General features: G+C 62.0%; 2 protein-coding genes. Both read left to right on the plus strand.

Annotation, left to right across the window (positions count from 1 at the left end; genetic code table 11):
• The coding region (locus Q0288_RS02780) for a 2-oxoglutarate dehydrogenase E1 component (protein ID WP_299426855.1) at positions 1–1,972 on the plus strand (1,972 nt) is incomplete at its 5' end.
• 143 nt (positions 1,973–2,115) lie between these two features.
• Positions 2,116–2,614 (plus strand): biotin/lipoyl-containing protein (locus tag Q0288_RS02785; protein ID WP_299426858.1); only part of this gene is annotated, 499 nt, incomplete at its 3' end.

Consider the following 2,614-nt stretch of genomic DNA (forward strand, 5'->3'; position numbering starts at 1 on the left):
TCTAGACACTTTTTTGGAGTTCGAAGAACACTTCCCCGAGGGCTACCACGGTGACGTGAAATATCACCTGGGTTACTCCAACGACCTCGAGACCCCCTATGGCAGGGTTCATCTATCCCTGAACTTCAACCCCTCGCACCTGGAATTTGTGGCCCCGGTAGCCATGGGCCGTACCCGTGCCAAGCAAGATCGCTTTGGCGATCGAAAGCGGGAAAGAGGCATGCTGCTGCTGATCCACGGCGACGCAGCCTTTATCGGTGAAGGCATCGTGCAGGAGACCCTCAACATCTCGGGGATTCCGGCCTATACCGTGGGGGGCGCCGTACACATCATCCTGAACAACCAGGTGGGCTTCACCACCGAGCCGCACGAATATACGGCTGGACGCTACTCTACCGAAATAGCCAAGATGCTCGAGTCGCCGATCTTCCACGTCAATGCCGAGGACCCCGAGGCCCTGGTGGGGGTGGTGGAGCTGGCGATGGAATTCCGCAAGGAGTTCAAGCGCGATGTGTTTATTGATTTGATCGGTTTTCGCAAACGCGGACACAACGAGACCGACGAACCCGGCTTTACCCAGCCGGACATGTACCGCCGCATTGCCGCCAAAAAACCTCTGCATATGGGCTACTTTGCCAGGCTTGAAAGCGAAGGCATCCGCTCCAAAGAGGAGGGCGATGCCCTGGCCAAACAGTACCAGGATGCCATGGAAGCGGCTTTTTCGGGTGCCCGGCGGGAACCCACCCCTACCCGACCCCCGGCAGGGGGAGGGCTCTGGAAGGGCTATGTGGGTGGCCCCGAAGAAAGGGTTCCCGACCCCGAGACCGGGGTTCCGCTGGAGAAGCTTTCGGCCCTGATGGAGGGTCTTAACCGGCTGCCCGAGGGCTTTAGTCTGCATCCCAAGCTAGCCAGGTTTGTGGAGGGTCGCCGCGAGATGGGGCAGAATAAACGTCCCCTGGACTGGGCCTCGGCGGAAGGACTGGCCCTGGCCACGCTGGCGGTGGAAGGGCACCGGGTGCGGATTTCAGGCCAGGACGTGATTCGAGGTACCTTTACCCAGCGCCACGGGGGTTATACCGACCATCTCTCGGGTGAGAAATATATTCCTGCCAATCACCTGGCCGAGGGGCAGGCCCCGGTTGAACTCTACAACTCGGCGCTCTCCGAGGCGGGGGTGCTGGGTTTTGAGTATGGCTATAGTCTGGACATGCCCGATGCGCTGGTGGGTTGGGAGGCCCAGTACGGTGACTTTGTGAACACCGCCCAGGTTATTATTGACCAGTTCATCGCCTCGGCAGAGGCCAAATGGAGCCGTTTGTCCGGCATTGTGATGTTGTTGCCGCACGGCATGGAAGGCGGCGGCCCCGAGCACAGCAGCGCCCGCCTCGAGCGCTTCTTGCAGCTCTGCTCCAACGACAACATGCAGGTGGTCTACCCCACCACCCCGGCGCAGTACTTCCACCTGCTGCGCCGCCAGGTAGTGCGCCCCTGGCGCAAACCCCTGGTGGTGATGACCCCCAAGAGCCTGTTGCGCAATCCCGACGCGGTATCGAGGCTCGAGGAGCTTGCCCAGGGCCGTTTTCAGCGGGTGCTATACAGCACCCCCAACCCCAAAATCAAGCGGGTGGTGCTGTGTTCGGGCAAAGTCTACTACGACCTCGAGGCCGCCCGACGTACAGCCGGTAAAGAAGAAGTCGCCATTGTTCGACTGGAACAACTCTACCCCTTCCCGCTGAAAGAACTCGAGGCGGCCCTGGCATTTTACTCGGCCAAGGCCGAGGTCATCTGGACCCAGGAAGAGCCCGCCAACATGGGGGCCTGGTGGTTCATCCGGGCCCGCTTTGGCGACCGGGTGTTCGGCCACCACCTGGGGGTGGTGGCCCGCGAAGAGTCCAGCAGCCCTGCGGTTGGCTCCAAGAAAGTGCACGACCGGGAGCAACAGACCATCGTCAAGCAGGCCCTGGGAATTTAGCCCAGAGCGGGCAGGAACACGGTCCACAGCCACTAAACCGGGCTTTTGGCTCCCCCCTCCTGCTGTTCACTGCCCACCCTGGTGCGTTTGCGGTAAAGTTGTACAGGTTTGGGTGCTGCGGCACCCCTAAAACGGGAGGCGAGATGGCCTTGGAACTCAAAATTCCCGCAGTGGGAGAATCCATCACCGAAGTGGAAATTGGGCAGTGGCTCAAAAAAGAAGGCGACGCGGTCGGGGTAGACGAGCCCCTGGTCGAGCTGGTCACCGACAAGGCAACCCTGGAACTACCCTCGCCTGTCGGAGGCCGGTTGGCCAAGATTCTCATCCCCTCCGGGCAGGCCAGGGTGGGTGATGTGGTGGCCTTGCTGGAAGAGGGCGGTGCAGCGGCTGTGGTTAGCTCCCCCATACAGTCCGCCCCCCTACCGTCGCCAGGCCAGACTGCTTCCACCCAGGCCGCAGCAAGGGTCATGCCAGCCGCCGAACGCCTGGCAGCCCAGACTGGCCTCCAGGCTGCAACTATTCCAGGAACTGGCCCCGGAGGCCGGGTGCTCAAGGAAGATGTACAGCGAGCTGCTGCGGCTCCCTCTACACCTGCCGCTCCGCCACCCCCTGCCTCCCTTCCGCCCCCCCCCCCCCCCCCCC

The organism is uncultured Meiothermus sp. (assembly GCF_937863175.1).
Lineage (GTDB): Bacteria > Deinococcota > Deinococci > Deinococcales > Thermaceae > Meiothermus.